Genomic DNA, 26,536 nt, shown 5'->3' with positions numbered 1-26,536 from the left:
TGCTGCTGTGCGTCGTGCTCGCGGTGGTGCGGCGGTGAGGGCGCCCCGGTGGGTCCGGGAGAACGGGCTGAGCCTGTTCTTCCTCGGGATCTTCCTCGCGGCGGTGGCCGGGCAGGCGGTCAGCGGCGTGGCCCTGTTCAACCGCGACCAGGTGGCCGCCGGGCTCGATCCCGTGACGCTCGGCGAGTACGTCACGTCGTCGGCGTTCGCCGTCGACCTCAGCGAGAACTGGCAGTCCGAGTTCCTGCAGTTCCTGCTGTACATCGCGGCGACCGTCTGGTTCGTGCAGCGGGGGTCGCCCGAGTCCAAGCCGCTCGACAAGGCGGGGCGGGAGAGCGACGAGGAGCAGGCGGTCGGGGAGCACGCCGGCCCGCAGTCCCCGCCGTGGGCACGCGTCCGGGGCTGGCGGCTGCCCGTCTACTCGCACTCGCTGACCCTGGTGATGGGCTCGATCTTCCTGCTGTCCTGGTTCGTGCAGTCGCTGACCGGCGCGGTGGCGTACTCCGAGGAGCAGATGCGCGACCTCCAGGACCCGGTCACGTGGCCGGAGTACCTGCGCGAGCCCGACTTCTGGAGCCGGACCCTGCAGAACTGGCAGTCCGAGTTCCTCGCCGTGCTCTCGATGGTCGTGCTGGCGATCTACCTGCGCGAGCGCGGGTCCCCGGAGTCCAAGCCCGTGGGCGCGCCGCACGGCGCCACCGGGATCGAGTCCTGACCCGCCGAGCACTGGCGCGCCGGCCCGGGTCCCCCGAGAGTGGTCGCATGACCGTCGTGAACCCGCCTCGCGACCTGCGCGAGTACATCGAGTTCCTCCGGGACAGCGGCTACACCGTCCGGGACGGCCACACGCCGGACCCGGACCTCATCGACCCCCAGGGCAACCCGGTCTGGACCTGGCAGGAGGGGTACCCGTACCCCGACCTGATGGACCGGGACGCCTACGAGCTGGAGAAGTACCGGCTCCAGGTCGAGCTGCTGAAGTTCCAGTACTGGCTCGAGGACAACGACAAGCGGGCGATCGTCCTGTTCGAGGGCCGCGACGCCGCGGGCAAGGGCGGCACGATCAAGCGGTTCACCGAGCACCTGAACCCGCGGACCTCCCGGGTGGTGGCGCTGTCGAAGCCGAGCGACCGCGAGCGCGGCCAGTGGTACTTCCAGCGCTACGTGCAGCACCTGCCGACGGCCGGCGAGATCGTCATGTTCGACCGGTCCTGGTACAACCGCGCCGGCGTCGAGCGGGTCATGGGCTTCTGCACCGAGGACGAGTACCAGGCGTTCATGGGGCAGGCGCCGGTCTTCGAGAAGATGCTCGTCGACTCCGGCATCCACGTGACCAAGCTGTGGTTCTCGGTGTCCCGCAAGGAGCAGCGCACCCGGTTCGCGATCCGCCAGCTCGACCCGGTCCGTCGGTGGAAGCTGTCGCCGATGGACCTCGCCTCGCTGGACCGGTGGGAGGAGTACACCGAGGCCAAGGAGGAGATGTTCCGCCGCACCGACAAGCGGCACGCGCGCTGGACGATCATCCGGTCCAACGACAAGAAGCGGGCACGCATCAACGCGATGCGGTTCTTCCTCGGCCAGTTCGACTACGAGGGCAAGGACCCGGAGGTCGTCGGCCGCCCGGACCCGCTGCTCGTCATCCGCAGCAAGAACGAGCCGGCGGACGAGTAGCCGCCCCTTGCCGGAGGGCGGCGACGCCCGCGATGCTGGCCCGATGGCCGGCGAACGGACCTACGCGATCCTGCCCTGCCCCGACGTCGACGCGGCGGTCGCGTTCTACGAGGCGCTCGGCTTCCACCCCACGTACCGGCAGCGGCGGCCGAACCCGCACGCGGTCGTCCGCTGCGAGGACATCCAGATCCACCTCGCGGGCATCGACGGCTTCGACCCCGAGGGGTCCTACGCGAGCGTGATCGTCGTCGTGCCGGACGCGGAGGCGCTGTACCAGCAGTTCGCGGCGGGGCTGCGCGCGCACCTCGGGCGGCTGCCGGTCGCGGGCGTCCCGCGCCTGCTGCGGCCGCGGCGGAAGCAGGGCACGACGACCGGGTTCACCGTGGTGGACGTCGGCGGGAACTGGCTCCGGTTCTACCGCGAGGCCGACGTCGGGCAGCCGGAGCCCGCGGCCTCCGGGCTGGCGCGGGCCGTCGAGGCCGCGGCGCGGCAGGGCGACGCGCGCGGCGACGACGCGCAGGCGCTGGTCGCGCTCGACGCCGGGCTGACCCGGCACCCCGACGCGCCCGCCGACGACCGCGCCCGGGCGCTCGCCTACCGCGCGGAGCTGCTGGTGCGGCTCGGGCGGGTCGGGGACGCGGCGGCCGCGCTGGCGGAGGCGGAAGGGCTGCCGTTCACCGCCGCGCAGGCCGGGGCCGTCGCGCCGGACCTCGCGCACGCGCGCGAAATCGTCGCCGGCGCGGAGGACTGACGGAGGGCCGTCAGAACCGGAACGGGATCGGGATGCCGCCGCAGCAGCACACCCCGCGCACGTCCGACTGCGCCAGCATCCCCGCGGCCTGATAGCACGCGACGAACCGGGCCACGGTCGGCCGGACGCCCCGCAGCACGCCGCGGGCCACCACGGTGCGGCGGACGGCCTCGGAGCAGGACGTCCCGCCGTGCGCGACGCGGTGGGCGCAGGCGTAGCCCTTCCGGGGCGAGATGCGGCGCTGGTAGACCCGGATCAGGCGGTCGGCGGCGACGGCGGCGAGGCTCATCGCGTCACGGTAGGCGCGGGCGCGGCCGGGCGCGCGGCGAGCGGCAGCCCGCGCGCGGCACCCCCTGGTGGCCCCGCGCGCCCGCGGCGTAGCGTCGACGGTGCCGGAGCACCAGCCGATCGCACGAGGGGTGGAACTGCCGTGAGCATGATGATGGACATGATGAAGTCGATGCCGGCGGGCACGACGGGGATGGACATGACCGCGATGCAGCCCTGCATCGAGGCCTGCTCGGCCGCGGCCATGGCGGCGACCATGTGTGCCGACGCGGACGCCGGGGAGAACATGGCGCGATGTGCGTCGATGTGCGCCAGCACGGCGGACGTCGCGACCACGACGATGCGGATGATGATGCGGCCCGCGGGCTACGACATGTCCGCGATGTCGGCGATGGTGCAGGCCTGCGTCGCCATGGGCGAGGCGTGCGCGGCGGAGTGCGATATGCACGCGTCGATGTCCGAGCACTGCCGGATCTGCGCGCAGGCCTGCCGTGCAATGGTCGACGCCTGCCGCTCGATGATGGCGTCGATGGTCTGACCGGGGCCGGTCAGACCGACGGGCGCGCCGCGTACCAGGCGCCGCCCACCGCCAGCAGCCCGGCGACCGGGTGCACCGCCGCCGGCTCGCCGGGCTGCGGCGTCGCGCGGGTCGTGAGCACGACCAGGTCCCCGTCGAGCAGGGCGACCGTCACCTGGGCGTCGCCCTGCGCGACGACGAGGCCGTCGCGCCAGGCGCTGGGGGAGGCGGAGGCGACGACCTCCTGGATGGGGAGGACGTCGACGCGGGTGTGCTGCGGCACTTCAGGCTCCTGGGGTCCGGCGTGGCGGTGCGGGTGCGTCCGCGCGCCGGGACGGACCGGGGCTGCGCGGAGGGCGGCTGCTGCGGGGTGACGCGGGGTCCGGCCGGGCGCGCGCTCAGGCGCGGGCGGGGGACCGCTGGGACGTCAGCGACACATTCGACAGCTGCACCGCACCGTCGGCACGGCGACGGACCCCGCGGGGAGCGGGGTCGCGTGGGCGTGCAGGACGGCGGACATGCGAACGAGTGTGGGGAGCCCCGCGTGACGTGTCAAGGGCGCCCGGTGCCGTCGGCGCGGCCCCGCTGGTGAGGCCGACGCGGGCCCTCGGGCGAGCGTCCGGACCGTGGACGCGTCAGCCGGAGGCGAGCGTGCGCAGCTCCGCCAGCGCGGCCCGCACGTGGTCGTCCAGGCCTCGTCCTCCGTCGCTGGCGACCCACGCCTCGAAGCCCACGCGGAACGCGGCCACCGCCGCCTCGGCGGCGAGCGCGGCGGCCGGTGCGGCGACGCCGCGGTCGCGGAGCGCGCCGGCGAGCGCGGCGCCGAGCGCCGCCATCTTGAGCAGCTCGCGCTCCTGCAGGCCGGGATTGGCAGCGACGACCCCGGCGCGGGTGCGGGCGTGCGCGAACCGGTCGGCGAGCGCGTCGCAGCCGCGCACGACGCCGGCGCCGGCGGCGTCCAGCGGCCCCGCGTCCGGCGGCGCGTCCGCGACCCCGGCGACGGCCAGGCGCTCCAGGGTGTGCGCACCGTCGAACAGCACCTCGCGCTTGTCGGCGAAGTACCGGAAGTAGGTGCGCTCGGTGACGCCCGCGCGCTCGGCGATGTCCTGGACGGTCGTCTGCTCGTAGCCGCGCTCGGCGTAGAGCTCCAGCGCGGCGCGCGCCATCCGGCCCTGCGCGTCCGGCTCCCAGCGTCCCATCCGGCCAGTCTAGTGATGACAGCGACTGACATCGGGCGTACGGTGATGACAGCGACTGACATCGCGGTCGCCCCGGGCCCGCCCGGGTGCTCGTCCCTGGAGGACTCCCATGCGCGTGTTCGTCACCGGTGCGTCCGGCTGGATCGGCTCGGCCGCCGTCCCCGAGCTGCTCGCCGCGGGGCACGACGTCGTCGGCCTCGCCCGCTCCGAGGCGTCCGCCGCCTCGCTCGCTTCCGCCGGCGTCGAGGTCCGCCGCGGCGACCTCGACGACCTCGGGGCGCTGCGGTCCGGCGCCGAGGGCGCCGACGCCGTGCTGCACCTCGCGTTCAAGCACGACTTCAGCGACTTCGCCGCGTCCGGCCGGACCGAGCGGGCCGCGGTCGAGGCCTTCGGCGACGTCCTCGCCGGCACCGACCGGCCGCTGATGCTCGCGGCCGGCATCGCCGGGGTGTCGCCCGGCCGGCTGCTGACCGAGGACACGGCGTCGCCGTACGCGGCGCCCGACGCACCGCGCGGCGCGAGCGAGACCTACGCGCTCGCGCTCGCCGCCCGCGGCGTCCGGCCGGTGGCGCTGCGGTTCGCCCCGACCGTGCACGGCGACGGGGACCACGGGTTCGTCGCCGAGCTGGTCCGGGTGGCGCGCGAGCGCGGCGTCGCGGGTTACGTCGGGGACGGGGCGAACCGGTGGCCCGCGGTGCACCGCTCGGACGCCGGGCGCCTCGTCGCACTCGCGCTCGCGCGGGCCGCGGCGTCGGGCGACGTGCCGGTCGTGCACGCCGTGGGGGAGGAGGGGGTTCCGGCCCGCGACATCGCCGAGGCGATCGGCCGGGCCGTCGGCGTGCCGGCGGCGTCGGTCGCCCCCGAGGACGCCGCCGCGCACTTCGGCTGGATCGGCGGGTTCTTCGCGCTCGACCTCCCGGCCTCCAGCGCCCTGACCCGCGAGCGCCTGGGGTGGGAGCCGACCGGGCCGATCCTGCTCGAGGACCTGGCCGCGGGGGCGTACAGCGGCACCCGCTGACCGTGGCGGGGGTCTAGGCACGCGCCGCGCGGGTGGGTTCTGATGGGGGTCCAGCACCCGCGCGGCGCGCGTCGCCCGCTCGACGGAGGGACCCCCGATGGCGACCATCGTGTCGACCCTGTTCATCTCGCTCGACGGCGTGGCCGAGATCGACCCGGCGTGGCACTTCCCGTACTTCGACGACCACATGGGCGCCGCGGTCACCGAGGACTACGCCGGCGCGGACGTGCTGCTCCTGGGCCGGGTCACCTACGACAGCTTCGCGGGTGCGTGGCCGGCGCGGGAGGCCGCGGGCGAGGAGGACGCCCCGTTCGCGAGGCAGCTCGGCGACACCCGCAAGCTCGTCGCGACGCGCGGCACCGCCGACCTCGGCTGGCGGAACGCGGAGCGCGTCGAGGGCGACCTGGTCGAGGCCGTCACCGCGCTCAAGGCCGAGCCGGGCGTCGGCAAGGTCGTGGTGCCCGGGTCGCTGTCCGTGGTCCGGCAGCTGCTCGCCGCGGGCCTGCTCGACGAGCTGAGGCTGCTCGTGCACCCGGTCGCCGCGCGGAGCGGGGAGCGGCTGTTCGACGAGGGGTCGCCCCTCTACCCGCTGCGGCTGCTCCGGTCGGACATCTTCCCCACCGGCGTCGTCCGCCTCGTCTACGCCCCCGGCCGAGCTGCCGAACGCGCACGGGTACGACGACGTGAAGGGCGACGTGCCGGGGGCGTCCGAGAGGTAAGCGCGGCGGCGGTCAGAACGTGAAGTCCCGCAGCTGGATCATGACCCATACGTAGAACGCCACGACCACGACGATCACGACGCCAGAGGTCATCAGGGCGATCCGCAGTGCCCGGTGCGGCCGCTGACCGTCGCGCGGCTCCTTGCCACCTCGGGACCGGATCAGCCCGCCGACGAAGACGAGCAGTGCCGCCGCCAAGGCGCCGTTCACCACGAGCCAGTCCACGGTGGTGCTCCCCGCTCGATGGTGCTGGACGCGGCGGTCAGAACGTGCAGTTCCGCAGCTGGATCAGGAACCAGATGTAGGCCCCCACGGCGAGCACGATGAGGGAACCCGAGATGGTCAGGACGACCCGCAGCACCCGGCGGGGCCGCCGGTCCTCGCGTGGCCGCCCGCCCCATCGCCACCAGATCAGGCCGACGACGAAGACGAGCATCCCGACCGCCATGGCGGCGTTGATCAGTCCCAACACGTCGACGGTGACCTCCGAGTTCGATGTCGTGCCTCACTCGCCCACCCCGTCGGGTGGTCCGCCCACGGACCGTCGGCGGACGGATACGGCGGCCCCGGCGCCGAGGGTGGCGATCGTGAGCGTGACGAGGAGCCCGACCAGGGGCCCGGTGAGCGCAAGCCCGCCGCCGGCGTCTTTCCCGGGACGGGCGCCGCCGCCGGAGACGCCCCGGGGTCAGTCGTGGTGCCCTGCGTCGTCGGAACCAGGCCGGCGAGGTAGCCGGTGGCCGTGGACCCGATCCCTGGGAGCACGATCCCGATGACCCGATCGCCGTCCGGCTCGCCGGCCACGAAGCCGTCGGCGTCGTCGGCGGCCTCTCCCGCGCGGAGCAGGGCCCCGGGCACGTGCAGGTCGTACACCCCTGGCAGGAGCCCGCCGACCTCCCAGGCGCCGTCCGGGCCAGTGAGGACCGTGAGGTCCACGGGGTCGCCGAAGGCGTCGTCCCCGGTCAGGCGCACCTCGACCCCGGCCGCAGCGGGCTCGTCGGCGTCCCAGGTCCCGTCGGCGTCGGTGTCGGCGAAGGCGTGCCCGCTGATCGCCGCGGTCGCGTACTGGTCCCGCTGGTCCGGCCCGAACACCACCGCGCCGTCGTCCGGCCTCGCCGGGAACGGGTCGGGGTCGCAGGCGTCGCCGATGCCGTCGCCGTCGCTGTCCTCCTGGCCCGGGTTGGCGACGTCCGGGCAGTTGTCCACGTCGTCCGGGACGTCGTCGCCGTCGCGGGAGATCGTCACGAGGGTCGACCCCATGCTGGACCGCCCGAGCTGGTCGGTGACCTTGACCGTGGCGTAGCCGTCGAGCTCCTCGTCGTAGGTGTGCTCGATCACCGGGTCGGAGGTCACGTAGTCGACGGTCCCATCGCCGTCGACGTCCCACTCGTAGCTCACGAGGTGCCCGACCGGGGCGTACGAGCCGCGGGCGTCGAGGCGGAGCGTCGCACCGACCTGCGCGACCCAGGGGCCCTGGATCCAGGCGAACGGCTTGTCCATCGCGTCGGTGATCGTGCGCGTCAGCGTGTCGGCGAGGTCCCCGCCGGCGACCGAGGTGAGGCCACCGGTCTGCTCGGCGACCTCGGCGAGGAAGGTCGCGAGGGCGGACCCGCGCACCGCGACGGGGTAGATCTCCGCCGGGTCGACGGCCAGGGCGTGCTCGGTCACCTCCCGCCGGGTCAGGCCCGAGGTCTGTTCCGGGTCCCGGCCGGTGTTGTCGCTGATCGGGATCACGACCTTCTTCACCCCGTCGCGCCAGGGCAGCGAGATCGCCTCCTCGAGGCCGGACAGCACGGCCTCCGGCCCGTCGCCGCCGTCGGTCGGCACCAGCGCCGCGAGACCGGTGCGTACCTCTGCGGCGTCGGTGGTGAACGGCACGTCCACCCGCGACGCGTAGCTGCCCGCCACGCCCGTCCACGCGGGGTCGTCGGCGAACGACACCAGCGCGAACCGGTACGAGCTCGACAGCGCCCCCAGCCGCTCGGCCATGCCCATCACGAAGTCCTGCACCTGCGCGACGTACGGCTTCATGGACATCGTCGTGTCGACGACGAACACCAGATCCAGGCCCGCTGCGCCGGCCCGGATGTCACGTCCAGGCACGGCGGCGACCTCCCGCATCAGGCGCGCCTCCTCGGTGTGGCCCCTGAGGTTCGGGTGGTACACCTCGGCGAAGGGCACGGTGCTCCAGAACTCGTGGATCCACCGGTCCGGGTTGCGGCGGCCCGTCGACGGGTCCGGCTCGTGCCCGGCGAAGTGCCCCTTGACCGTCTCCAGGAACGTGACGAACTCGGTGCCGGCGGCGGCGTTGGCCTGCTCGACCGCCCGGCGCTGCGCGGTGTCGCCGGCGTCCCCGAGCGTGCGCACCGCGGTCGCGGTGTCGTACGAGTCCGTGGACCAGGTCAGCAGCCCCCCGAACGACCGCAGGATGTACGGCTCCTCCGTCGACAGGTAGGGGTACGACAGCAGTACCACCCGAGCGTCCGGGCGCATCCGGGCCCGCAGCGCGGTGAGCGCGTCCTCCAGGTTGTCGCCCAGGGTCCGGAGGCCCGCGTGCGCGGCGTCGACGTGCTGGCGACAGCTGCCGGGGTCCTGGACGAGCACCGCGAAGCACTGCATGACGATGTCGGAGAAGCCCAGGTCGTTCCCACCGATGGTCAGCAGCACCAGGTCCGTCGTGCGGTCCACCGCCTGGATCTGCGGTCGCATCACGACGGTGCACCGCACCGCCCACGACGAGACGGTCGACCCCGACACCTCGATCTTCACTCGCTGGTCGACCCCGACGCCGCCCGTGCACACCGGGTCCTGCTCCGCGACGCGGCGCGCAGCGGCCTCGTCCGCAGCGTCCGGGCGCGGCACCATGACCTGCCGCACGTCGCCGGCGTCGCGTTCCTTCGTGAGGTGGGCCAGCACCCCGCCGCTGCACGCCCGATTGACGAACGTGGCGTGGTGGCCGCGCCCGTTGAGCCAGTCCACGTACTGCTGCCCCCAGCTCGACGAGGACCGGTAGCAGCCCCTCGGGCCGTAGTAGTCGCCGGCACCGTTGCCCGCCGAGTACGAGTCGCCCAGCTGGACGACCGACACCGCCGTCGCGATCTCCACCGACCGAGGCGCGGGCGCCTCAGGTCCGACCGCGCCGACCAGGGCGAGCGACAGCGCCGTGACCGCCGACCCGAATCCGATCGCCCTGCCCCAGCGCCGCGTTGCCATCGGACGACTCCCCACCGACCACGGCACCGGACCCGGGCGAACCGGGCCGGTCCTGGTCGGCAGATGTGCGAGCCCGGTGCGTCACCCCGGCGTCACCTGTGGCAGCGGGGCGCTCCGGACCGTACGGGCGCCGGATCGGCACCCGAATCGACCGATCACCTACTCGATCCGGCTTTCGCCTGCCGGTCGTGGGTCGCGTCAGCCCGCCAGGCCCGCCGTCGCGGCCTCGACCGCCGCCCGGGCCTCCTGCGCGGCGGTCGAGCCCGCGATGACCGAGTCGATGTCGTCGGGGACGACCTCGGTCGCGCGCGCGGTCGCGGCGGCGTCGAGGGCGCCCTGGAGAGCCGCGCGGGCGTCGGCGTCCCCGCCGCCCGCGGCGAGGGCCTGCCGGCCCGCGGCGACGGCACCGTCCAGCGCGGCCACCGCGGCCTGCCGGGCCTGCTCCTCCTGCTGCACGTCGTACGCGTACGAGTCCTCGAACACGGCGCCGGTGGCGTCCTGGATCGCCGCCAGGTGGCCGAGCGCCGCGTCCCGCGTCTCCTCGACGGCGGCGGTCTGCTCGGCGAGGGAACCCTCGGTGGGAGCCGTGGTGTCCAGGGCCTCGGCCTCGGCGAGCACGTCCGCGAGCGCGGTCCCCAGCGAGGGGTCGAGCAGCCGGCCCTCGGTGGACGCGAGCCCCTCGTGCGAGGTGTCGATCGCCTGCTGCAGCTCGGTGGCGACGGGGGCGAGGTCGGCCAGCGCGGCGTCGAGCGCGGAGCGGTCCTGCGCCTGGGAGCGCTGCGCGGAGGCGAACCAGACGCCCCCCGCGACCAGCAGCAGGACCACGACGACGGCCACGACGGCCAGCCGGGTGCGGCGCGCGCGGTCGCCCGGCGCGGTGGTCGTGACGGTGTCCGGCGGCGTGCTCGCGGCCATGGTCGTGCCCCCTGATCGGTCCGAGCGGTCGGTCCCCGCAGCCTACCGGCGCGGTCGGACGCGGCCCGGCCGGTGCCCGGCTGCCGGGACACCGCGTCCACGCGGACGCCGCGGAGCGGCGCGGGCCGTCAGCCGGGGCCGAGGGCGGTGCCCGGCGAGGGTTCGGGCGGGTCGTCCTTGAGCTCGACCAGGAGCACGCGGGTCGGCGTCGTGCCGATGTTCTCACCGGTGTGCTCCTGGGCGGGCAGCCACACCACCGCCCCCTCGGGCAGGACGACGTCGCGGTCGCCCTGAGAGCCCGTCAGGCGCCGGCTGAACGCGGACCGCGTGATCATGACGCTGTCCGGGTGGCGGTGCGGCGTGGTCCGGTCGCCCGGGAGGTCGTCGTACGCCAGGACGCGCACGCGCGCGTTCTCGAGCACGACGCGGTAGTGGTCGGCGTTCGTCACGACGGGGTCGAGGTCCACCCGCGCCATCGTCCTCGCGGACCTCGCACGGCCGAGGCCTCCCGTGGCCCGGTTCTGGCTGTGCGCCCGCTGTGCCTGGCAGGATGGGTGCCGTGACCTGCCGAGACGCCGCCCGCCGGCCGCCCGCGCACCGGGTGCTCCCGTGCTGAGCGGCGCCGTCGACGTGACGCTGGAGCTCGTGCTGCGGGCGACGGCCGCGCTGCTCGGGCACGTCCTGCACGGCCGGGACGCGGTCCAGGAGCTCGCGGCGGCGTGGACGTGGTCCGCCGCGGTGTGGCCGGTGGTCGGGCTGGCCGCGGTCGCGCTGCTCGTCGGGCTGTGGACCGTCTTCTGGGACGACTGAGCCTCCGGGCCGCGGGCGTCGGAGGTCACCCCTAGCCTGGGCGCATGCCCGAGGGTCACACCGTCCACCGCATCGCCCGCCAGTTCGCCCGGGACTTCGTCGGCCACCGCGTGGCGGTGTCCTCGCCGCAGGGGCGGTTCGCGCAGGGCGCCGCCCTGCTCGACGGGCGCGAGCTGCTGACGTCCGCGGCCGTCGGCAAGCAGCTGTTCCTCGGCTTCCAGGGCGGCCACGTGCTGCGGGTGCACCTCGGCCTGTACGGCGCGTGGGACTTCCTCGGGGTCGTGTCCCCGCTGACCGAGGGCGGCGGGGCGGTCGCGAGCCTCGGCGCCCCGCGCGTACGGCGGTCGGTCCGGATGGGCGAGGGGGAGCGCGAGGGCGACGAGGGCGCGGAGACCGAGGACTTCCCGCCGGAGCCCGTCGGCCAGGTGCGGGTGCGGCTCGCCACCGAGCAGACGGTGGCGGACCTGCGCGGCCCGACGGCCTGCGAGGTGCTCGACCCCGCCGCCACCGCCGCCGCGCTCGCGAAGCTCGGCCCGGACCCGGCGGTCGAGGACGACGTCCGCGCCCGGATGGCGGACCCGCACGCCGTCGCCGCGGCCACCGGCGCGGCCGCCCACCGCGAGCCGGGGGAGTCCGACCCGGCCGTCGCCGACGCGGTGGCGCCCGGCGCCGGCACGGCCGCCGACGTCATGGTGCAGCGGCTCACCGCCCGGGGCACCCCCGTGGGTCAGCTGCTCATGGACCAGGCCGTGGTCGCGGGCATCGGCAACATCTACCGGGCGGAGCTGCTCTACCGCGCGCGGCTCGACCCGCACACGCCCGGCAAGCGGGTCCCCGCGGAGACGGCGCGCGCCCTCTGGGACGACTGGTCGGCGCTGCTGGCCGACGGGATCGCCACGGGCGTGATGCTCACGCGGGAGGACCTGGACGAGGCCGGCCGGGCCGAGGCGCTGCGGGACCAGGCGCAGCGGCACTGGGTGTACGGCCGCGGCGGCGAGCCCTGCCGGACCTGCGGCACGCCGGTGGTGGTCGAGGAGATGGCGGGGCGCAAGCTCTACTGGTGCCCGACCTGCCAGCGCTGACCGGCGACGGCGGTGCCGGCCCTCAGCGCGGCGCGCGGACCATCGGGACGTGCGGGATGCCGTCCTCGTCGTAGTCCTCGCCGGCGCGCTCGAACCCGTACCGGCCGTACCAGGCCTCCAGGTGCGCCTGCGCGTGCAGGTGGATGGTCGCCCCGGGCCCGCACAGCCCGATGCCGTGCTCGAGCAGCGCGCCCGCCACGCCCCGCCCGCGCGCGGCCCCGGCGGTCGCGACCCGGCCGATCGCGGGGTGCTCGCTGCCGGCGCGCAGCACCCGGATGGTGCCGAGCAGCTCGCCGTCCTCGTGCGCCCAGACCTGCAGCGAGTCGTCCAGCAGGTCCTGGCCGTCGAGCTCGGGGTACGGGCAGGTCTGCTCGACCACGAACACGTCGACGCGCAGCCGCAGCAGGGCGTAGAGCTCGGCGGCGGTGATCTCGGCGGGGGTGCGGGTCTCGATGGTCAGCGGCACGCCGGTCAGCGTAGGTGGTCGCCGGGGGTGCGGCTGCGCCATGCTCGGACCACGGCGGCCGCGGCCGCCCGCGCACGCACCCGCGCCGAGGAGGAGTCCGCGATGAGCAGCACCGAGACGCCCACGAGCCGCCCGAACCCCGTCGTCACGTTCCTGCAGCGCCGCTGGCTGAGCATCCTGCTGGTCGTGCTCGCGGTGGTGTTCGTGGCGCAGAACCGGCAGCCCGTGCGGGTGCACCTGCTCGCGACGACCGTGACGACGCCGCTGTGGGTGGCGCTCGCGGCGATGCTGCTCGTCGGCCTCGCGGCGGGGACGTTCCGGATCCGGCGCGCGGGCCGCGCGGAGGGCCGCCGCGGCCGCTGAGGTCGGTACTCCCGCGTGAGGTCGTCACTCACGGGTGACGACCTCACCGCGTCGTGACGACCTCACCGCGCGACGAGCGCGCCCGCGCGTCACTCCAGCTCGAAGTCCGCCACCAGCTTGGGGTCCGGCTGCTGCTCGCCGACCGGCACGGGCGCGGGGAGCACGTTCCCGCGGGTCGCCAGCGGGCACGCCCATGCCGGGTCGTACGCGCACGAGGGGTTGTACGCGAAGTTCAGGTCGAGGATCAGCCCGCCGTCGGTGGCCCGGCCGAGGTCGGCGTGCTTGATCGTGTCGAGCAGGTACCGCCCGCCGCCGTAGGTGCCCTTGCCGGCGGTCGCGTCCTTGACCGGGATGAAGATGCCGCCGCCGTAGGTGCGCAGCGCCCACACGGACAGCGAGCCCAGCCCCTCGAGCTCCACGCGCCCGACGCGGTCGAACGGCACGACCCCGTCGGTCCCCGTGGTGACCTCGAGCCGCTGCGCGGACGTCGCGCGCACCCGCACCTCGAACCGGTAGGCGGGGTCGTAGGGCGCGACGGACAGCCCCTCGAACACGGCCTTCGCGGCGTGGTGCAGCGGGGAGGCGGCGTGCGTCGCGAACAGCTCGTCGCGGCGCGCGACCCACTCGGCGTGCGCGGCGGCGGGGTCGTCCTCGGCCAGCCGGCGGACGTCCGCGTACATCTGCGCGGTGCGCCGCCGCCAGTCCGCCACCGCGAGTGCGTCGAGGGCCAGGCCGAGCTGCGTCACCATGCCCTCACCGTCTCACGCGCGGGGCCCCCGGGTCGGGCGAGCGCGCCGGTCGTGCCGCTGCAGCGCGCGCACCTCGCGGACCGCGGTCGCCGCGCACACGAGGCCGACGAGCCAGGCCCACGGGCGCCCGCGCAGCGCCAGCACCAGGCACACGAGGGTGAGCGCCCCCGCGCCCAGCACGACGGCGAGGCTCGACCACCGGATGCCGCGCAGCACGCCCCGACCGTACCGCCGCCCCCCGCCGTGGCCCCCGGTGCGACCCACCCCGCGCGCCGTGAAAGGCTGCCCGCATGGACCTGAGGATCTTCACCGAACCGCAGCAGGGCGCGACCTACGACGACCTCCTCGCCGTCGCGCGCGCCACCGAGGACCTGGGCTTCGACGCCTTCTTCCGCTCCGACCACTACCTGTCGATGGGCTCCGGCGACGGGCTGCCCGGCCCGACCGACGCCTGGACGACGCTCGCCGGCCTGGCCCGCGAGACCAGCCGCATCCGGCTCGGCACGCTGGTGTCGTCGGCCACGTTCCGGCACCCCGGCGTGCTCGCCATCCAGGTCGCGCAGGTCGACCAGATGTCGGGCGGCCGCGTGGAGCTGGGCCTGGGCACCGGCTGGTACGCGGAGGAGCACGAGGCCTACGGCATCCCGTTCCCGGACAAGAGGTTCGGCCTGTTCGCCGAGCAGCTGGAGGTCGTCACCGGCCTGTGGGGCACCCCCGCGGGCGACCGGTTCGACTACGCCGGCGAGCACTACACCCTCAAGCGGAGCCCGGCGCTGCCCAAGCCCGTGCAGACCTCGCCGCTCGCCGGGACGACGCCCGGCGTGCCGCTGATCGTCGGGGGCCTGGGCCCGCGGAAGACCCCGGCGCTCGCCGCCCGGTTCGCCTCGGAGTTCAACCTGACCTTCCCGCCGCTGGACGTCGTGGGCGAGAAGCTGGAGACGGTCCGGGAGGCGTGCCGCGCGATCGGCCGCGACCCGCAGACGCTGACGATGTCGGCCGCGCTCGTCCTCGCGGGCGGCAAGGACGACGCCGAGGTGGACCGCCGGGCCGCCGCCATCGGGCGCGACCCGAAGGAGGTCCGCGCGGTGGGCATCGCCGGGACGCCGACGGCGATGGTCGACCGCCTCGGCACGCTCGCCGAGCAGGGCATCACCCGGGTCTACCTCCAGGTGCTCGACCTGCACGACCTCGACCACCTGGAGCTCGTCGCCTCCGAGGTCATGCCGCAGGTGCGCTGACGCGCGCGTCCTCACCCGGGCCGGTGGCCCGCGACCCCGCGCCAGCCGCGCGCACCAGGTCGCGGGCCACCGCCACGACCAGGACGACCAGCAGCACGTTCCGCAGCACCAGGACCAGCGACGGGCCGGTCTGCTGCAGGGTGATCCCGTCGTAGGCGATCGGGAACACCACCTGGGTCAGCCCCGCGATCACGAGCACCAGCACCGCCGGGACCCGCCAGGACCGCAGGCCGCCGGCGCCCGGCCGGGCCAGCCCGACGACGACCGGCCCCGCCAGCCAGCCGACGAACTGCGGCGAGCCGACCTTGTTCGCGAGGATCAGCGTCACGGCGACCAGCAGCGCCCCGCGCGCCAGGAACGCCGCGGTGTCCAGGCGGTCACCGGCGCGCAGCCGCACCCAGGCGAGCAGCCCGGTCACCGCGGCCAGGGCGACGGGGAGGGCGACGCCCAGCGCGCCCGCCACGGCCGCGGTCCCCGGGCCGGCGATCTCCCAGGTGGTGATCTCCTGGTTGAGCACGACCCGCGTCCCGCCGCCGGCGATCCCCGCCAGGACGAACGGCGTCGCCGCGACCGACTCGAGCTGGAGGCCGCGCTCGCCCTGCTCGGTGAGGAAGCTGGTGAGGTGCCCGAGCCCGCCGCCCGCGGCGACGGCACCCGCGACCGCCACGCAGACCGCCGCGGCCGGCAGCACCAGGTCCCGCCACGGGCGGCGCAGCACGAGCACCAGCGGCAGCAGCAGCGCGCCCGGCGCGACCTTGACCCACGCGCCGAACGTGAGCAGCGCGGACGCCACGGCGGGGTGCCGCAGCGCCACCGCCAGGGCGATCACGACCACGGGCGCCACCACGGCGTCCAGCCGGCCGACCGCGACCGGGCCCAGCAGCAGCACGAACGCCAGCCACCACCAGGCTCCCACCGCGGGGTCGCGCGCGGGCGGCACCACGTCGCCCCGCACCGCGCCCTCCCGCGCCGGACGCCCCGCGCAGCGAAGCAGCACGACCACGGCGACCGCGTCGAGCAGCGTGATGAGCGCGGACCAGGCCACCGCGTACGGCTGGGTGCCCACGGCGTCGACCAGCGCCGGCAGCAGCATGGGGAGCACGGCGCCGGCGGGGTAGACCCAGTCGCCGTCGAGGACCGGCCAGACGCCCTGGTGCAGGCCCTGCCACATCCACCAGCGGTACAGGTCGAGGTCCCAGAACGCCCGCGCCGGGATCAGCACGGTCCCGACGTAGGCGATCCAGCCGTGCACCGCGACGAACGCGGTCCACAGCGCGGCGCGCGAGCGCAGCAGCCGGTCGATGGCGCACCTCCACGGCGGACGGTCACGGGCCGGGCCACACCCTACGCGGGCGCGCCGTGCGGTCCGTGGGCGCGGCCGGACGGGTGACGCGTCACCCGCTAGCCTGCCCTGCGGCGCGCGGACCGACCGGGGCGCCGGCGTAGGAGGAGGACCGCGGTGAGCGCGATCGGCTGGCGGGTGCACGGCGACGGCAGGAGGGTCGAGCCGGGAGCGGTCGTCGCCCCCGACGAGCGGCTGTCCTGGCCCCGGACCATCGGCATCGGCATGCAGCACGTCGTGGCGATGTTCGGCGCGACCTTCCTGGTGCCGCTGCTCACGGGCTTCTCCCCGGCGACGACGCTGCTGTTCTCCGCGATCGGCACCGTGGTGTTCCTGCTGGTGACCGGCAACCGGCTGCCGTCCTACCTGGGCTCGAGCTTCGCGTTCATCGGCCCGATCGTCGCCGCCACCGCCTCCGGCGGGCAGTCCGCGGCCGTCGGCGGCATCCTCGCCACCGGCCTGCTGCTCGCGGCGATCGGCCTGGTCGTGCACCTCGCGGGCTCGCGGTGGATCGACGTCGTCATGCCGCCGGTGGTGACGGGCACCGTGGTCGCGCTGATCGGCTTCAACCTCGCGCCGACGGCGTGGGGCACCTGCGACGAGACCGGGGCCTGCAGCGGCTTCCGCGCCGCCCCCGTGACCGCGATCGTGACGCTCGGGGCGATCGTGCTGTCCGCGGTGCTGTTCCGCGGCATCCTCGGGCGGCTGTCGATCCTGGTCGGCGTCGTGGTCGGGTACGTCGTCGCCACCCTGCGCGGCGAGGTCGACTTCACCGCGGTCGGCGAGGCCGCCTGGTTCGGCCTGCCGCACTTCGTGGCCCCGACGTTCGAGCCGCGGCTGCTCGGCCTGTTCCTGCCCGTCGTGTTCGTGCTGATCGCGGAGAACGTCGGCCACGTGAAGTCCGTCGCCGCCATGACCGGCAAGGACCTGGACCCGCTGACCGGCCGCGCGCTCCTCGCCGACGGCCTCGCCACCACGTTCGCGGGCCTCGGCGGCGGCTCCGGCACGACCACCTACGCGGAGAACATCGGCGTGATGGCGGCGACCAAGGTCTACTCCACCGCCGCCTACTGGGTGGCCGCGGCGACCGCGCTGGTGCTCAGCATGTCGCCCAAGTTCGGCGAGCTCATCAACACGATCCCGGCCGGCGTCCTCGGCGGGGCGACGACGGTGCTCTACGGGATGATCGGCGTGCTCGGCGCCCGGATCTGGGTGCAGAACAAGGTCGACTTCTCGGACCCGGTGAACCTGACGACCGCCGCGGTCGCGCTGGTGGTCGGCATCGCCAACTACACCTGGGCCGTGGGCGACCTGACGTTCGAGGGCATCGCGCTGGGCACCGCCGCCGCGATCGGGGTCTACCACGTCATGCGGGGCGTGGCCCGGTGGCGCGGCACCAGCCAGGAGCCGGCGTCGCCGGCGTCGGTCCCGGGCGGGGTCGAGCTGGAGCGCTGAGCAGGCGGCGGCCGGGGGCGTTCAGCCCTCGGCCGCGGGCTGCTCCTCGGTCGCCGGCTCCTCCGTGGCGGGCGGCGGGGTGGCCTGCGCGACCGGGGTGACCTGGTCGAGGGCGATGCACCCCTCAGGCACGGCGAACGGCTGGTCCGCGACCAGCACGACGTCGGCGGCCGCCACCAGCGCGTTGTACGTCGAGCCGACGACGACGTCGACCGACGCGTCCTCGCGGGTGTCCAGCACCAGCTGCGGGGTGTCGAACTGCGCGGCGACCGTGTAGGCGGCGGCGACGCCCTGGGTGCCGAACTGGATGAGCGCGTTGCCGCTGTACGTGGTGTACCCCATCTGGCTCGCGTTGAGCTGCTGCCCGATGACGAAGCCGCGCGACGACAGGGCCGAGGCGGTGTCCCCGGCGAGCCCGACCCGCGTGGTGCCGTTGAGCACGTTGACGGTGACCTGGCCGTACGGCACGGGCGTCGCGCCCTCCGGAGGGCACGGCGAGTTCACGGCCGCGAGGCCGGTCGGCTCGGGCGACGAGAAGTCCCGGGACAGGAACGGCAGCGAGACGTTGCCGGTGTACACGGCCGCGGCGCCGAACGCGGCGACGGCCAGGCCGCCGAGCAGCACGCCGAACACGACGGCCTGGCGCTCCCGGGTGTGCCGGCGGCGGCGCTGGCGCGCGGCGTCCGGCGTGCGGTCAGCGCTCATCGGACTCGATCACGAGGACACGCGCGTGCAGCACGGGCCGCTGCTGCAGGGCGGCGCGCACCGCGCGGTGCAGGCCGTCCTCCAGGTAGAGGACGCCGCGCCACTGCACGACGTGCGCGAACAGGTCGCCGTAGAAGGTCGAGTCCTCGGACAGCAGGTTGTCCAGGTTCAGCGTGCGCTTGGTGGTGACCAGCTCGTCCAGGCGCACCTGGCGCGGCGGCACGTCGGCCCACTGCTTGGGCGTGACCAGGCCGTGGTCGGGGTAGGGCCTGCCCTCGCCCACGGACTTGAAGATCACGGACGCGAGTGTAGGTGAGACGGGCCCGCTGCGGGGGCACCGGCTCGCGGGTGGGTGGTCGTGGGGCGGCACCCGGGTGAACTTCGGCCCCGAGGTCGCCTGCCCGCGCCCGGCGGCCGATGGGACGGGTACGGCGGGCCCGGTCGGCAGGGGCCGCCGCCGCGCGGGCTCGGGGAGGGGGTGCGCATGCAGGTCGACGCGCGCGGTCGCGCCCGCAGGCGGGTGCGGCTGGTCGTGGCCGTGCTCGTGCCCGTCGGCCTGGCCCTGTCGCTGCTCGCCTCCGCGTTCGACGCGCACCAGCAGCAGGACCGCGCGGAGCAGGCGACGCGCGCCGACCTCGCCGTGTCGGCGGAGGCCCTGGTGGCGCGGCTCGGCGGCCAGGTCCGGGTGGCGTCCACGTCGGCGTCCCTCCTGACGCCCGCCGCGGGCGCGTCGTGGGACGACGCCGCCGCGGCGTGGGAGGGCCACCTGCGGGTGCTGGCGGGCGTGCCGGCTCTCGAGGCCGACCCCGCCGCGCGGCCGGGGTCCGCGCCGGTCCTCACCTCGGGCGTCGCGTGGCTCCCGGCGCCCGCGAGTCCGGCGGACCGCGCCGGGTCCGTCGACCTGCGGCCCACGGGGGCGGTGGCGGTGCCGGGGGAGGTGCACGTCTCCCGCGTCGTCCGGCTCGGGTCCTCCTCGCTGCTGGACGCGCTGGCGTCCGGCGCCGGCGACGCCGACGGGCCGGCGGCGGTCGCCGTCGCGCTCGCGGCCGCGCGCGACTCCGGCCAGCCGGTGCTGAGCGCGCCGTACCGGGCCACGTCGCCCGCGCTCGACGCCTCTGACGCGGGCAAGCTGGCGCGGGCGGGCGCCGCCCAGCAGGCCGAGGCCGCGATCGCGGTGCCCGTCTTCGACTCCCCGGACGCGCCGGGGGGCGAGGGCGAGCGCCGCCGCCGCCTGATCGGGTGGACCGTGACGACGTTCGCGGTCGCGCCGCTGCTCGACGCGGTGACCGCGCGGCCCCGTGACGCCGCCGTGGTCAGCGACGGGGGCACGGTCCTCGGCGTGCTCGCCGAGGACGGCGACGCCCGCCCCGCCGCGGGCGGCCGGCTCGCCGTGACGGTGCCGGTCGCGGGCCGGACCTGGACGCTCGCCGCGGAGCCGCGTGACGCGGTCGGACCGCTCGCCCCCCTCCCGCTGCTCGGGGGCGCGGTGCTGACCGCGCTCGTGGTCGGCCTGATCGCGTCGCGCGCCGCCGCGGAGCTCCGGGCGGTCGAGGTCGCAGCCGACCGCACCCGCGCGCTCGCCGCCCGGACCCGCGACCTCGAGTCGATCACCCGGAACACCCCGGACGCGCTCGCGCGGGTGGACGGCGACGCCCGCCTCCGGTTCGTCAACGCCGCCATGCGGCGCGCGGCCCGCGTGACGGACGCCGACCTCGGCTCCCGGGTCGGCGACCTCGCCGGCCGGTCCCCGGTCATGGACTCCGTGCGGGCGCTCGCGCACCACATGATCGCCATCTCCGAGGACCGCGGCGTCGACGGCGACGCGGACCCGCGCCGGCTGATCAGCATGTCCGCGCAGGTCGAGGGGCACTGGTACGAGGTCCGGGCGGTACCCGAGCGCGGGCCGGACGGCACGGTGGACTCGGTGCTGGTCGTGGCCCGGGACGTCACCCGGTTCCGCGAGGCGCAGGACCGGCTCACGCACGCGGCGACGCACGACCCGCTGACCGGGCTGGCGAACCGGGACGTCGCCCGGGAGCGGGCGGTCGCGGCGCTCGCGACCTCGCGGGCGGGGACGGCGCTGCTGCTGCTCGACCTGGACCGGTTCAAGCTCGTGAACGACTCCTACGGCCACGTGGTCGGGGACCAGCTGCTGCAGCGGGCCGCGGAGCGCGTCGGCGCCGACCTGCCGGACCGGGCGGTCGCGGCCCGGCTCGGGGGCGACGAGTTCGTCGTGCTGCTCCCCGACGCGACCACCGCCGTCGCCGACGACGTCGCTCTCCGGCTCGTCGCCGCCTTCGACGAGCCGTTCGCCGTCCGCGGCGAGGAGTTCGCGGTCGGCTGCTCGGTCGGGGTCGTGCACGCCGAGCCCGGCCAGATGGCCTGGGACGAGCTGCTCCGGTGCGCCGACGTGGCGATGTACCGGGCGAAGGCGGCGGGCGGCGGCTGCCACCAGTGGTACGAGGACCACGGTGCCGACCGCGCGCGGCAGCGGCTGACCATGGCCGCCGACCTGCGCCGCGCCGTCGAGGAGGGCGAGCTGTCCCTCGTCTACCAGGCGGAGGTGGACCTGGTCACCGGCCGGGTCGAGGGGGTCGAGGCGCTGATGCGCTGGACCAGCCGCACCCGCGGACCCGTCTCGCCGGGCGAGTTCATCCCGGTCGCCGAGGAGACCGGCCTGATCGGCGAGCTCGGCGCCTGGGCGCTGGACCGCGCGCTCGCCGAGGTCACCGCCCACAACCGCAGCACCGGCGCCGGGCTGCGGGTCTGGGTGAACGTGTCGCCCCGGCAGTTCGCCGCGGGGCAGGACCGGGCCGACCTCATCACCCTGGTCGTGGACCTGCTCGCGGCGTACGACGCGCCCGCGAGCTGGCTCGGCATCGAGGTCACGGAGAGCGCGCTCGCCGACGACGCCCGCGCGGTGCCGATGCTGCGGGCGCTACGGGAGCTCGGCGTCGGCGTCGCCATCGACGACTTCGGCACCGGGTACTCCTCGCTGTCCCGCCTGCACGACTACCCCGTCACGCTGCTCAAGATCGACCAGTCGTTCGTGCAGGAGCTCGGCGGATCCGGAGCGGCCGGGCCGCGGGCGGCGGGCGTCGTCGAGGCGGTCGTCGCGCTGGGCCGGTCGCTGGGCGCCGACGTCATCGCCGAGGGCGTGGAGGACGAGGCCCGGTACGCCGCGCTGCGCTCGCTGGGCTGCGACCTCGCGCAGGGCTACCTGTTCGGCAGGCCCTGCGCCTTCGCCGACGCCGTCCGCCCGGTCGAGGTGCCGGGGCCGGTGCTCCCGGGCATGGTCGGGGCGAGGCTGCCCGGGCCGCGCTGAGCCGCCGGCTGCTGGAGCAGCATCCAGGTCGAGCACGCGGCGGCGAGCAGCGGCACGGCCAGGCCGATGCCGGTCGCCGGGACGACCACGCCCGAGTCGTTGAGCGCGAAGCCGACGCCGAGCGTGACGGCGAGCGCGACCAGGCCCTTCATCAGCATCGGGGCGTCCGTGCCGATCTGGCGGAGCGGCGCGCCGGCGGACAGCCACGCGTACGGGCCGCCGTCGGGGGCGCTCACGGCCGAGCGGGCGGGGCGGCCGACCAGCAGCACCACGAGCAGGAGGCCGCCGATCGCCAGCAGGGTCTGCTCGCTGCCGAACAGGATGCGCAGGTTGGTCTCGCCCTTGCGCACCAGCACCGTCCACAGGCCGCCGTCGAGCACGGTCTCGATGAACGCGCCCAGGTGGGTGCGCTGGTCCGCGGGCCGCAGCCAGTCCGCCAGCGCGATGCCGACGACGGTGACCACGCCGGCGGCCAGGACCGCGACCACGCGCCGCCAGGTCAGCCGGACGCCGGCGGCGAGCAGGGCCAGGATCGCGAACCCGGGGACCAGCGCCGGCGGTCCGCCGAAGTCCGCGCCGATCGAGGGGGCGCCGTCGATCACCACCGCGACCAGGCCGACGGCGGCGACCACCGCGACGGCGAGGCCGCGGCGCCCGGCGCGCAGCAGCGGGTCGGCGAACGCCACCGCCGTGAGCACCATGGCCGTCGCGAACAGCGCGAACGCCGGGTTCCCGAAGCCGTAGAACCGCCCGGCGACCAGCGAGCCCGGGCCCATCATCGAGTCGAGCGCGAGGCGGGCGCCGGTGGCGACGTCGACCGCGAGCACGAGCGCCGTGAGCCCGCCGACGGCGCCCATCGGGCCGAGCAGCCGCCCGCGCCACCAGGGCGGCCCCAGCGTGACCGCGACGATGGCCGCGACGAACAGCGCCACGGCGCCGGCGAGCGCCCACGCGGCGTCGCCCGACCGCCACCAGGGGAGCAGGTTGGCGAGGAACGTCGAGACCGGCACCGCGGCCACCGCGACGGCCCCGATCCGCAGGCCGTGCAGCACGCGGCGCGGGTGCCCGGCGCCCGGCGGCCGGCGGCGCAGCCGGGCGAGCAGGCCGGACCACCACAGCCGCACCCGGTTGTTGAGCCCGACCACGACCAGCAGGTACAGCGCCAGGTTCAGGCCGACCCAGAGCACGTAGAACCCGCCGACCAGCGGCGCGGCCGCCTGGGCGTGCCGGTTCTGGTCGATCAGGTACGCGACCCGGGCGCCGGCGGTCGCGTCGTCGGGGCTGTACCGGATCAGCGAGCCGACGAGCGCGCCGGTCGGCGCCTGGTCGCGGATCCCCAGCGCCTCGAGCACGGTCGGGGCGATGTCCGTGGTCTGCAGGAAGCCGTCCTGCCGGGTCGACGAGGAGCCGATGAGACCGCCCTCGTAGCGCCTGCCGTCCGGCGTCGGGCCCGCCGCGGCCGCGACCTGCAGGTTCGCGCGGCGGTTGGAGTCCGCGACCGAGAACAGCAGGACGGTCGCGTCGTCGTCCGCGTCGGCGACGGCGTCCAGCACCGCCCCGATCCGCGCGTCGATCTCCTGCACCTGCTCGGCCCGGGTGGGCTCGATCACCACGTCCGTCCCGGACAGCGGCGGCTCGTCCTGGTTGTCCGCCGGGGCGTCGGCGTCCCCGTCGGACCGGCCGCGGGTCTGGTAGCCCGGGTCCCGCACGGTGCCGGCGTCGACGACCACGAGCTGCGAGCCCTCGAGCCCGGTCGCGACGGCGCCCTCCAGCGCGGAGGTGCCGGCCGGTGCGCGCACGTGCGTGCCGACGGGCGTGCCGTCCGCGTCCGAGAGCGCGATCGCGGCGCCCGGCCCGATGCCCGTGGCGGTCACGCCCGCCGCGGCGACGGTGTCGCCCAGCAGGCCCAGCCGGGAGTCGTACGACGACGCCCCCATCGCCTCCTGGTAGTCGGCCCAGCCGGGCACCGCGCCGTTCGCCAGAGGGTCGCGCAGCGTGCGGCAGGTGCCGTCCGCGACGGCCAGGTCGGTGGCGCGGCCGCCGGCCGAGACCGCCAGCCAGCCCATCGACGGGCAGGTGAACGAGATCGCGCTGCGCACGACCGTGGTCCCCAGGGACGCGCTCCGGGACAGCTCCCACAGCGCGGGCGTGGTCAGCGAGCCGAGGTCGTCCCAGCGGAGGCCGGCGACCCCGACGAGGACGACGGGGGCGCGGTCCGCCGCCTCGTCCGCGCCGTCCGCCGCCGCGGCCCGGGGAGCGGCGGCGACCCAGCCCACGGCGACCGTCAGCAGCGCCGCCAGCGCCGCGGCGACCACCCGGGCGGTGGCGGGTCGGGCGGGCGCGGGGCGAGCAGCCGCGCGCGGCTGAGGCGTGGACAGGGGCACCGGCCCAGGGTACGGGCGCACTACTGTCGGTGGCGTCGCGGCGAGCGACTCCCCGCGGCACGTCCACCCGCGCCGCACAGCCCGCGCACGCCCCGGCCACACCCGTCGCGCGCCCGCGCGACGGCCGTCCCCAGGAGGTCCACGATGCCGCGTCCGCGCTACGCCTACCTCGGCCCCGCGGGCACGTTCACCGAGGTGGCCCTGCGCCAGGTCGCCGGCCCCGAGGAGGCGGAGTACCTCCCGCAGACCGACGTGGTCAGCGCGATCGAGGCGGTCCGGTCCGGCGAGGCCGACCACGCCGTGGTCGCGATCGAGAGCACCATCGAGGGCGGCGTCACCGCCACGCTCGACGCGCTCGCGGTGGGGGACCCGCTGGTGCTGCAGCGCGAGGTGCTCGTGCCCGTCGGCTTCACGCTGGTCGGGCGGCCGGGGGTGGCGCTCGCGGAGGTCCGCCGGGTGGCCGCCCACCCGCACGCCTGGGTGCAGTGCCGCCGCTGGCTCGGGGAGCACGCGCCGCGCGCCGTGCACCTGCCCGCGACGTCCAACACGGCGCCCGCCGCGCTGCTGGCCGAGGCCGGCGCCGGGGCGGACGGCGGCGCGCTGGGCTTCGACGCCGCGCTCGTGCCGCCCGCCGCGCCCGCGCACTACGGCCTCGAGGGCCAGGTGCTCGCCGAGGGCGTCGCGGACAACCCGAACGCCGTCACCCGGTTCGTCGTCGTCGGCCGCCCGGGGGAGGTCCCGCCGCCCACGGGCGCCGACAAGACCACCCTGGTCGTGCACCTGCCCAGCAACGAGGCCGGCGCGCTGCTGACGATGCTCGAGCAGTTCGCGGCCCGCGGCGTGAACCTGTCCCGGATCGAGTCCCGGCCGATCGGCGACTCGCTCGGGCGGTACTCGTTCTCGATGGACGCCGAGGGGCACATCTCCGAGGAGCGGATGGGCGAGGCGTTCATGGGCCTGCACCGGGTCTGCCCGCACGTGCGCTACCTGGGCTCCTACCCGCGGGCCGACCGGCGGGCCGCGGACGTGCACATCGGCACGGCGGACGCCGACTTCCGCACGGCCCGCGACTGGCTGCGCTCGGTGCGCGGGGGCGTGTCGGTCTGAGCCGCGCGGGCCGCCGTCAGGCCGTCGCGACCCGGACGACCAGCGCGCCCGGCTCGACCCGCGCCGACAGCTCGGTGACCTGGCCGATCACGTCGCCGTCCACCTGCACGTACTCGCCGCCGGACACCTCGACGTGCACCTCGCGGGCGCGGGCGTGGTCGATCCGGCCGATCTTCGCGGGCAGCTGGCTGCGGACGCCGACGCCCTGCAGCACCACCTCGCCGAACAGCTGCGCCCAGCCCGCGACGCCGCCGCGGGTGTCGATCGCCGCCACGTCGAGCCAGCCGTCGTCCAGCACCGCGTCCGGCAGCAGCGTGATCCCGCCGGGCAGCCGGCCGCAGTTGCCGATGAGCAGGCTGCGCACCCGCGCGGGCGGGCTCGCCCGGCGCGTCGTCCAGCCGGACCGTGGTCCGCAGCCGGCGGCCGTGCAGGTGCTTGATGCCGGCGACGAAGTAGGCGACCCAGCCGACCCGCGCCTTGAGCTCGTCGTCCGCGTCGGCGACCATCGCCGCGTCGAAGCCGACCCCGGCGATCACCAGGAAGATGTGGTCGCGCGGGGACGTCGGTGTCCGCGGGCAGGTCGTCGGCCGCCTCCGCGACGTCGTCGTCGACGCCGGACTCGTACTTCAGCACCTTGAGCCAGCCGACGTCGATCGTGCGGTCGGTGCCGTCGAGCGCGATCTGCAGCGCGGCCAGCGGGTCGCCGATCGGGATGTCGAGGTTCCGCGCGAGCAGGTTCCCCGTGCCGACCGGCACCAGGCCCATCGGGACGCCGGTGCCGACCAGCGCCTCGGCCACGGCGCGCACCGTGCCGTCGCCGCCCAGCGCCACGACGATGTCCGCGCCGCGCGCGACGGCGTCCTTCGTCTGCCCGATGCCCGGGTCCTCCAGGGTGGTCTCGAGCCACAGCGGCTCGGGGAGGTACTGCTCGGCGCACGCGCGGCGGACGGTCGCCCGCAGGTCGGGGACGTCGGGCTTCGACGGGTTGGCCACGAACGCGACCAGCGGGCGGTGCGGCTCCGGCTGCGCGGGGGTGGTGACGGAGGCGTGGTGGCCCGCCGCCGTCCCGAGGATCCCGGCGGCGCGGCGGGCGCGGCGCTCGGCGGCGGTCGCGCGCCACGCGACCACGGCGACGACGAGAGCGGCGACGGACAGCGCGGCGGCGGCGACGGCCAGCCATCCCTCCCAGGTCATGCGAGGAATCTACGCGCCGGGGTTGGGC

28 protein-coding genes and 3 pseudogenes are annotated in these 26,536 nt (G+C 75.9%); 13 read left to right on the top strand and 18 right to left on the bottom strand.

Annotation, left to right across the window (positions count from 1 at the left end; translation table 11 throughout):
• Positions 1-34 precede the first annotated feature (34 nt).
• The 3 genes from FKM96_RS08365 to FKM96_RS08355 are packed head-to-tail and all read left to right on the top strand — an operon-like array spanning position 35 to position 2,422.
• Positions 35-715 carry a DUF6766 family protein gene (locus tag FKM96_RS08365; RefSeq protein ID WP_147794854.1) on the top strand — a complete coding sequence of 227 codons (681 nt, stop codon included), beginning with the start codon at positions 35-37 and terminating at the stop codon, positions 713-715.
• A 47-nt stretch (positions 716-762) separates the two neighbouring features.
• A complete protein-coding gene (gene ppk2 / locus FKM96_RS08360) occupies positions 763-1,671 on the top strand; it encodes a polyphosphate kinase 2 (RefSeq protein WP_147794853.1) in 909 nt (302 codons plus the stop codon).
• 43 nt (positions 1,672-1,714) lie between these two features.
• Positions 1,715-2,422, top strand: coding sequence for a VOC family protein (locus FKM96_RS08355; protein WP_147794852.1), 708 nt, complete (start codon positions 1,715-1,717; stop codon positions 2,420-2,422).
• 10 nt (positions 2,423-2,432) lie between these two features.
• Here FKM96_RS08355 and yidD read toward each other — a convergent pair whose 3' ends face one another.
• Positions 2,433-2,711, bottom strand: a complete 279-nt coding sequence (yidD, locus tag FKM96_RS08350) for a membrane protein insertion efficiency factor YidD (protein WP_147794851.1) — start codon at positions 2,709-2,711, stop codon at positions 2,433-2,435.
• Positions 2,712-2,858: 147 nt separating this feature from the next.
• Here yidD and FKM96_RS08345 point away from each other — a divergent pair, with 147 nt between their 5' ends.
• Positions 2,859-3,248 (top strand): aldehyde dehydrogenase, encoded by a 390-nt coding sequence (locus tag FKM96_RS08345; protein ID WP_147796992.1) that lies wholly within the window; start codon positions 2,859-2,861, stop codon positions 3,246-3,248.
• Positions 3,249-3,258: 10 nt separating this feature from the next.
• On the opposite strand, the gene FKM96_RS08340 is transcribed toward FKM96_RS08345, so the two are convergent.
• Both FKM96_RS08340 and FKM96_RS08335 read right to left on the bottom strand, forming a co-directional pair.
• A complete protein-coding gene (locus FKM96_RS08340) occupies positions 3,259-3,510 on the bottom strand; it encodes a nuclease (RefSeq protein ID WP_147794850.1) in 252 nt (83 codons plus the stop codon).
• A 352-nt stretch (positions 3,511-3,862) separates the two neighbouring features.
• The gene (locus FKM96_RS08335; RefSeq protein WP_147794849.1) at positions 3,863-4,426 is read right to left on the bottom strand and encodes a TetR/AcrR family transcriptional regulator; all 564 of its coding nucleotides are present in this window, start codon (positions 4,424-4,426) and stop codon (positions 3,863-3,865) included.
• 109 nt (positions 4,427-4,535) lie between these two features.
• Between FKM96_RS08335 and FKM96_RS08330 the strand changes: the two genes are divergently transcribed.
• Positions 4,536-5,444, top strand: coding sequence for an SDR family oxidoreductase (locus FKM96_RS08330; protein ID WP_147794848.1), 909 nt, complete (start codon positions 4,536-4,538; stop codon positions 5,442-5,444).
• Positions 5,445-5,541: 97 nt separating this feature from the next.
• Entirely contained in the window at positions 5,542-6,186 is a 645-nt protein-coding gene (locus FKM96_RS08325; RefSeq protein WP_147794847.1) for a dihydrofolate reductase family protein, read from the top strand.
• Here the strand turns inward: FKM96_RS08325 and FKM96_RS08320 are convergent.
• The 6 genes and pseudogenes from FKM96_RS08320 to FKM96_RS08285 form a co-directional block, all read right to left on the bottom strand.
• On the bottom strand, positions 6,176-6,388 hold the full coding sequence (locus FKM96_RS08320) for a hypothetical protein (protein WP_147794846.1): 213 nt from the start codon (positions 6,386-6,388) through the stop codon (positions 6,176-6,178). The two genes, FKM96_RS08325 and FKM96_RS08320, sit on opposite strands and share 11 nt — an antisense overlap.
• Positions 6,389-6,425: 37 nt before the next feature.
• On the bottom strand, positions 6,426-6,632 hold the full coding sequence (locus tag FKM96_RS08315; RefSeq protein ID WP_147794845.1) for a hypothetical protein: 207 nt from the start codon (positions 6,630-6,632) through the stop codon (positions 6,426-6,428).
• A gap of 656 nt (positions 6,633-7,288) precedes the next feature.
• Positions 7,289-7,369, bottom strand: a pseudogene (locus FKM96_RS21925) (thrombospondin type 3 repeat-containing protein); the annotation flags it as partial.
• Between the two features lie 465 nt (positions 7,370-7,834).
• Positions 7,835-9,025 (bottom strand): annotated as a pseudogene (locus FKM96_RS22175) (GDSL-type esterase/lipase family protein); the annotation flags it as partial.
• A 546-nt stretch (positions 9,026-9,571) separates the two neighbouring features.
• Positions 9,572-10,288, bottom strand: coding sequence for a hypothetical protein (locus FKM96_RS08290; protein WP_147794844.1), 717 nt, complete (start codon positions 10,286-10,288; stop codon positions 9,572-9,574).
• 128 nt (positions 10,289-10,416) lie between these two features.
• Positions 10,417-10,755: a cupin domain-containing protein gene (locus FKM96_RS08285; RefSeq protein ID WP_147794843.1), complete on the bottom strand. Its 339-nt coding sequence runs from the start codon at positions 10,753-10,755 to the stop codon at positions 10,417-10,419.
• A 142-nt stretch (positions 10,756-10,897) separates the two neighbouring features.
• On the opposite strand from FKM96_RS08285, the gene FKM96_RS08280 reads away from it, so the two are divergent.
• Entirely contained in the window at positions 10,898-11,098 is a 201-nt protein-coding gene (locus FKM96_RS08280; protein WP_147794842.1) for a hypothetical protein, read from the top strand.
• Between the two features lie 44 nt (positions 11,099-11,142).
• Entirely contained in the window at positions 11,143-12,180 is a 1,038-nt protein-coding gene (locus FKM96_RS08275) for an Fpg/Nei family DNA glycosylase (RefSeq protein ID WP_147794841.1), read from the top strand.
• 22 nt (positions 12,181-12,202) lie between these two features.
• Here FKM96_RS08275 and FKM96_RS08270 read toward each other — a convergent pair whose 3' ends face one another.
• Entirely contained in the window at positions 12,203-12,646 is a 444-nt protein-coding gene (locus FKM96_RS08270; protein WP_147794840.1) for a GNAT family N-acetyltransferase, read from the bottom strand.
• Positions 12,647-12,748: 102 nt separating this feature from the next.
• On the opposite strand from FKM96_RS08270, the gene FKM96_RS08265 reads away from it, so the two are divergent.
• Positions 12,749-13,009, top strand: a complete 261-nt coding sequence (locus FKM96_RS08265) for a LapA family protein (protein WP_147794839.1) — start codon at positions 12,749-12,751, stop codon at positions 13,007-13,009.
• An 89-nt stretch (positions 13,010-13,098) separates the two neighbouring features.
• On the opposite strand, the gene FKM96_RS08260 is transcribed toward FKM96_RS08265, so the two are convergent.
• A complete protein-coding gene (locus FKM96_RS08260; protein WP_147794838.1) occupies positions 13,099-13,758 on the bottom strand; it encodes a DUF1684 domain-containing protein in 660 nt (219 codons plus the stop codon).
• 12 nt (positions 13,759-13,770) lie between these two features.
• Positions 13,771-13,974 (bottom strand): hypothetical protein, encoded by a 204-nt coding sequence (locus FKM96_RS08255; RefSeq protein ID WP_246855261.1) that lies wholly within the window; start codon positions 13,972-13,974, stop codon positions 13,771-13,773.
• A 74-nt stretch (positions 13,975-14,048) separates the two neighbouring features.
• Between FKM96_RS08255 and FKM96_RS08250 the strand changes: the two genes are divergently transcribed.
• Positions 14,049-14,996, top strand: coding sequence for an LLM class F420-dependent oxidoreductase (locus tag FKM96_RS08250; RefSeq protein ID WP_147794837.1), 948 nt, complete (start codon positions 14,049-14,051; stop codon positions 14,994-14,996).
• On the opposite strand, the gene FKM96_RS08245 is transcribed toward FKM96_RS08250, so the two are convergent.
• Entirely contained in the window at positions 14,977-16,248 is a 1,272-nt protein-coding gene (locus tag FKM96_RS08245; RefSeq protein ID WP_246855260.1) for a glycosyltransferase 87 family protein, read from the bottom strand. The genes FKM96_RS08250 and FKM96_RS08245 overlap by 20 nt on opposite strands.
• Before the next feature lie 207 nt (positions 16,249-16,455).
• Here FKM96_RS08245 and FKM96_RS08240 point away from each other — a divergent pair, with 207 nt between their 5' ends.
• Entirely contained in the window at positions 16,456-17,793 is a 1,338-nt protein-coding gene (locus FKM96_RS08240) for a uracil-xanthine permease family protein (RefSeq protein ID WP_147794836.1), read from the top strand.
• 21 nt (positions 17,794-17,814) lie between these two features.
• On the opposite strand, the gene FKM96_RS08235 is transcribed toward FKM96_RS08240, so the two are convergent.
• Positions 17,815-18,498 carry a LytR C-terminal domain-containing protein gene (locus tag FKM96_RS08235; protein WP_147794835.1) on the bottom strand — a complete coding sequence of 228 codons (684 nt, stop codon included), beginning with the start codon at positions 18,496-18,498 and terminating at the stop codon, positions 17,815-17,817.
• On the bottom strand, positions 18,488-18,796 hold the full coding sequence (locus FKM96_RS08230; protein ID WP_147794834.1) for a type II toxin-antitoxin system VapB family antitoxin: 309 nt from the start codon (positions 18,794-18,796) through the stop codon (positions 18,488-18,490). The genes FKM96_RS08235 and FKM96_RS08230 overlap by 11 nt, the downstream gene beginning before the upstream one ends.
• Before the next feature lie 186 nt (positions 18,797-18,982).
• On the opposite strand from FKM96_RS08230, the gene FKM96_RS08225 reads away from it, so the two are divergent.
• Positions 18,983-21,823: a bifunctional diguanylate cyclase/phosphodiesterase gene (locus FKM96_RS08225; RefSeq protein ID WP_147794833.1), complete on the top strand. Its 2,841-nt coding sequence runs from the start codon at positions 18,983-18,985 to the stop codon at positions 21,821-21,823.
• Here FKM96_RS08225 and FKM96_RS08220 read toward each other — a convergent pair.
• A complete protein-coding gene (locus tag FKM96_RS08220; protein WP_210417391.1) occupies positions 21,715-24,207 on the bottom strand; it encodes a hypothetical protein in 2,493 nt (830 codons plus the stop codon). The two genes, FKM96_RS08225 and FKM96_RS08220, sit on opposite strands and share 109 nt — an antisense overlap.
• Positions 24,208-24,351: 144 nt before the next feature.
• Between FKM96_RS08220 and pheA the strand changes: the two genes are divergently transcribed.
• Positions 24,352-25,314, top strand: coding sequence for a prephenate dehydratase (gene pheA, locus FKM96_RS08215; protein WP_147794832.1), 963 nt, complete (start codon positions 24,352-24,354; stop codon positions 25,312-25,314).
• 16 nt (positions 25,315-25,330) lie between these two features.
• On the opposite strand, the gene FKM96_RS21430 is transcribed toward pheA, so the two are convergent.
• Both FKM96_RS21430 and FKM96_RS21425 read right to left on the bottom strand, forming a co-directional pair.
• Positions 25,331-25,678 (bottom strand): diacylglycerol kinase family protein, encoded by a 348-nt coding sequence (locus FKM96_RS21430; RefSeq protein ID WP_246855259.1) that lies wholly within the window; start codon positions 25,676-25,678, stop codon positions 25,331-25,333.
• A 338-nt stretch (positions 25,679-26,016) separates the two neighbouring features.
• Positions 26,017-26,508 (bottom strand): annotated as a pseudogene (locus FKM96_RS21425) (diacylglycerol kinase family protein); the annotation flags it as partial.
• Between the last annotated feature and the right edge of the window lie 28 nt (positions 26,509-26,536).

Origin of the sequence: Cellulomonas sp. Y8 (assembly GCF_008033115.1) — a bacterium.
Taxonomy (GTDB): domain Bacteria; phylum Actinomycetota; class Actinomycetes; order Actinomycetales; family Cellulomonadaceae; genus Cellulomonas.
Note: the sequence above shows the minus strand (reverse complement) of the source record. Positions and strands in the feature narration are given on the sequence as shown.

What these genes read in the sequence shown, in the direction of transcription:
- ppk2 (WP_147794853.1), top strand. Translation starts at nt 763, where the DNA reads ATGACCGTCGTGAACCCGCCTCGCGACCTGCGCGAGTACATCGAGTTC.
- FKM96_RS08355 (WP_147794852.1), top strand. Translation starts at nt 1,715, where the DNA reads ATGGCCGGCGAACGGACCTACGCGATCCTGCCCTGCCCCGACGTCGAC.
- yidD (WP_147794851.1), bottom strand. Translation starts at nt 2,711, where the DNA reads ATGAGCCTCGCCGCCGTCGCCGCCGACCGCCTGATCCGGGTCTACCAG.
- FKM96_RS08345 (WP_147796992.1), top strand. Translation starts at nt 2,859, where the DNA reads ATGATGATGGACATGATGAAGTCGATGCCGGCGGGCACGACGGGGATG.
- FKM96_RS08335 (WP_147794849.1), bottom strand. Translation starts at nt 4,426, where the DNA reads ATGGGACGCTGGGAGCCGGACGCGCAGGGCCGGATGGCGCGCGCCGCG.
- FKM96_RS08330 (WP_147794848.1), top strand. Translation starts at nt 4,536, where the DNA reads ATGCGCGTGTTCGTCACCGGTGCGTCCGGCTGGATCGGCTCGGCCGCC.
- FKM96_RS08325 (WP_147794847.1), top strand. Translation starts at nt 5,542, where the DNA reads ATGGCGACCATCGTGTCGACCCTGTTCATCTCGCTCGACGGCGTGGCC.
- FKM96_RS08290 (WP_147794844.1), bottom strand. Translation starts at nt 10,288, where the DNA reads ATGGCCGCGAGCACGCCGCCGGACACCGTCACGACCACCGCGCCGGGC.
- FKM96_RS08275 (WP_147794841.1), top strand. Translation starts at nt 11,143, where the DNA reads ATGCCCGAGGGTCACACCGTCCACCGCATCGCCCGCCAGTTCGCCCGG.
- FKM96_RS08265 (WP_147794839.1), top strand. Translation starts at nt 12,749, where the DNA reads ATGAGCAGCACCGAGACGCCCACGAGCCGCCCGAACCCCGTCGTCACG.
- FKM96_RS08260 (WP_147794838.1), bottom strand. Translation starts at nt 13,758, where the DNA reads ATGGTGACGCAGCTCGGCCTGGCCCTCGACGCACTCGCGGTGGCGGAC.
- FKM96_RS08250 (WP_147794837.1), top strand. Translation starts at nt 14,049, where the DNA reads ATGGACCTGAGGATCTTCACCGAACCGCAGCAGGGCGCGACCTACGAC.
- FKM96_RS08235 (WP_147794835.1), bottom strand. Translation starts at nt 18,498, where the DNA reads ATGAGCGCTGACCGCACGCCGGACGCCGCGCGCCAGCGCCGCCGCCGG.
- FKM96_RS08225 (WP_147794833.1), top strand. Translation starts at nt 18,983, where the DNA reads ATGCAGGTCGACGCGCGCGGTCGCGCCCGCAGGCGGGTGCGGCTGGTC.
- pheA (WP_147794832.1), top strand. Translation starts at nt 24,352, where the DNA reads ATGCCGCGTCCGCGCTACGCCTACCTCGGCCCCGCGGGCACGTTCACC.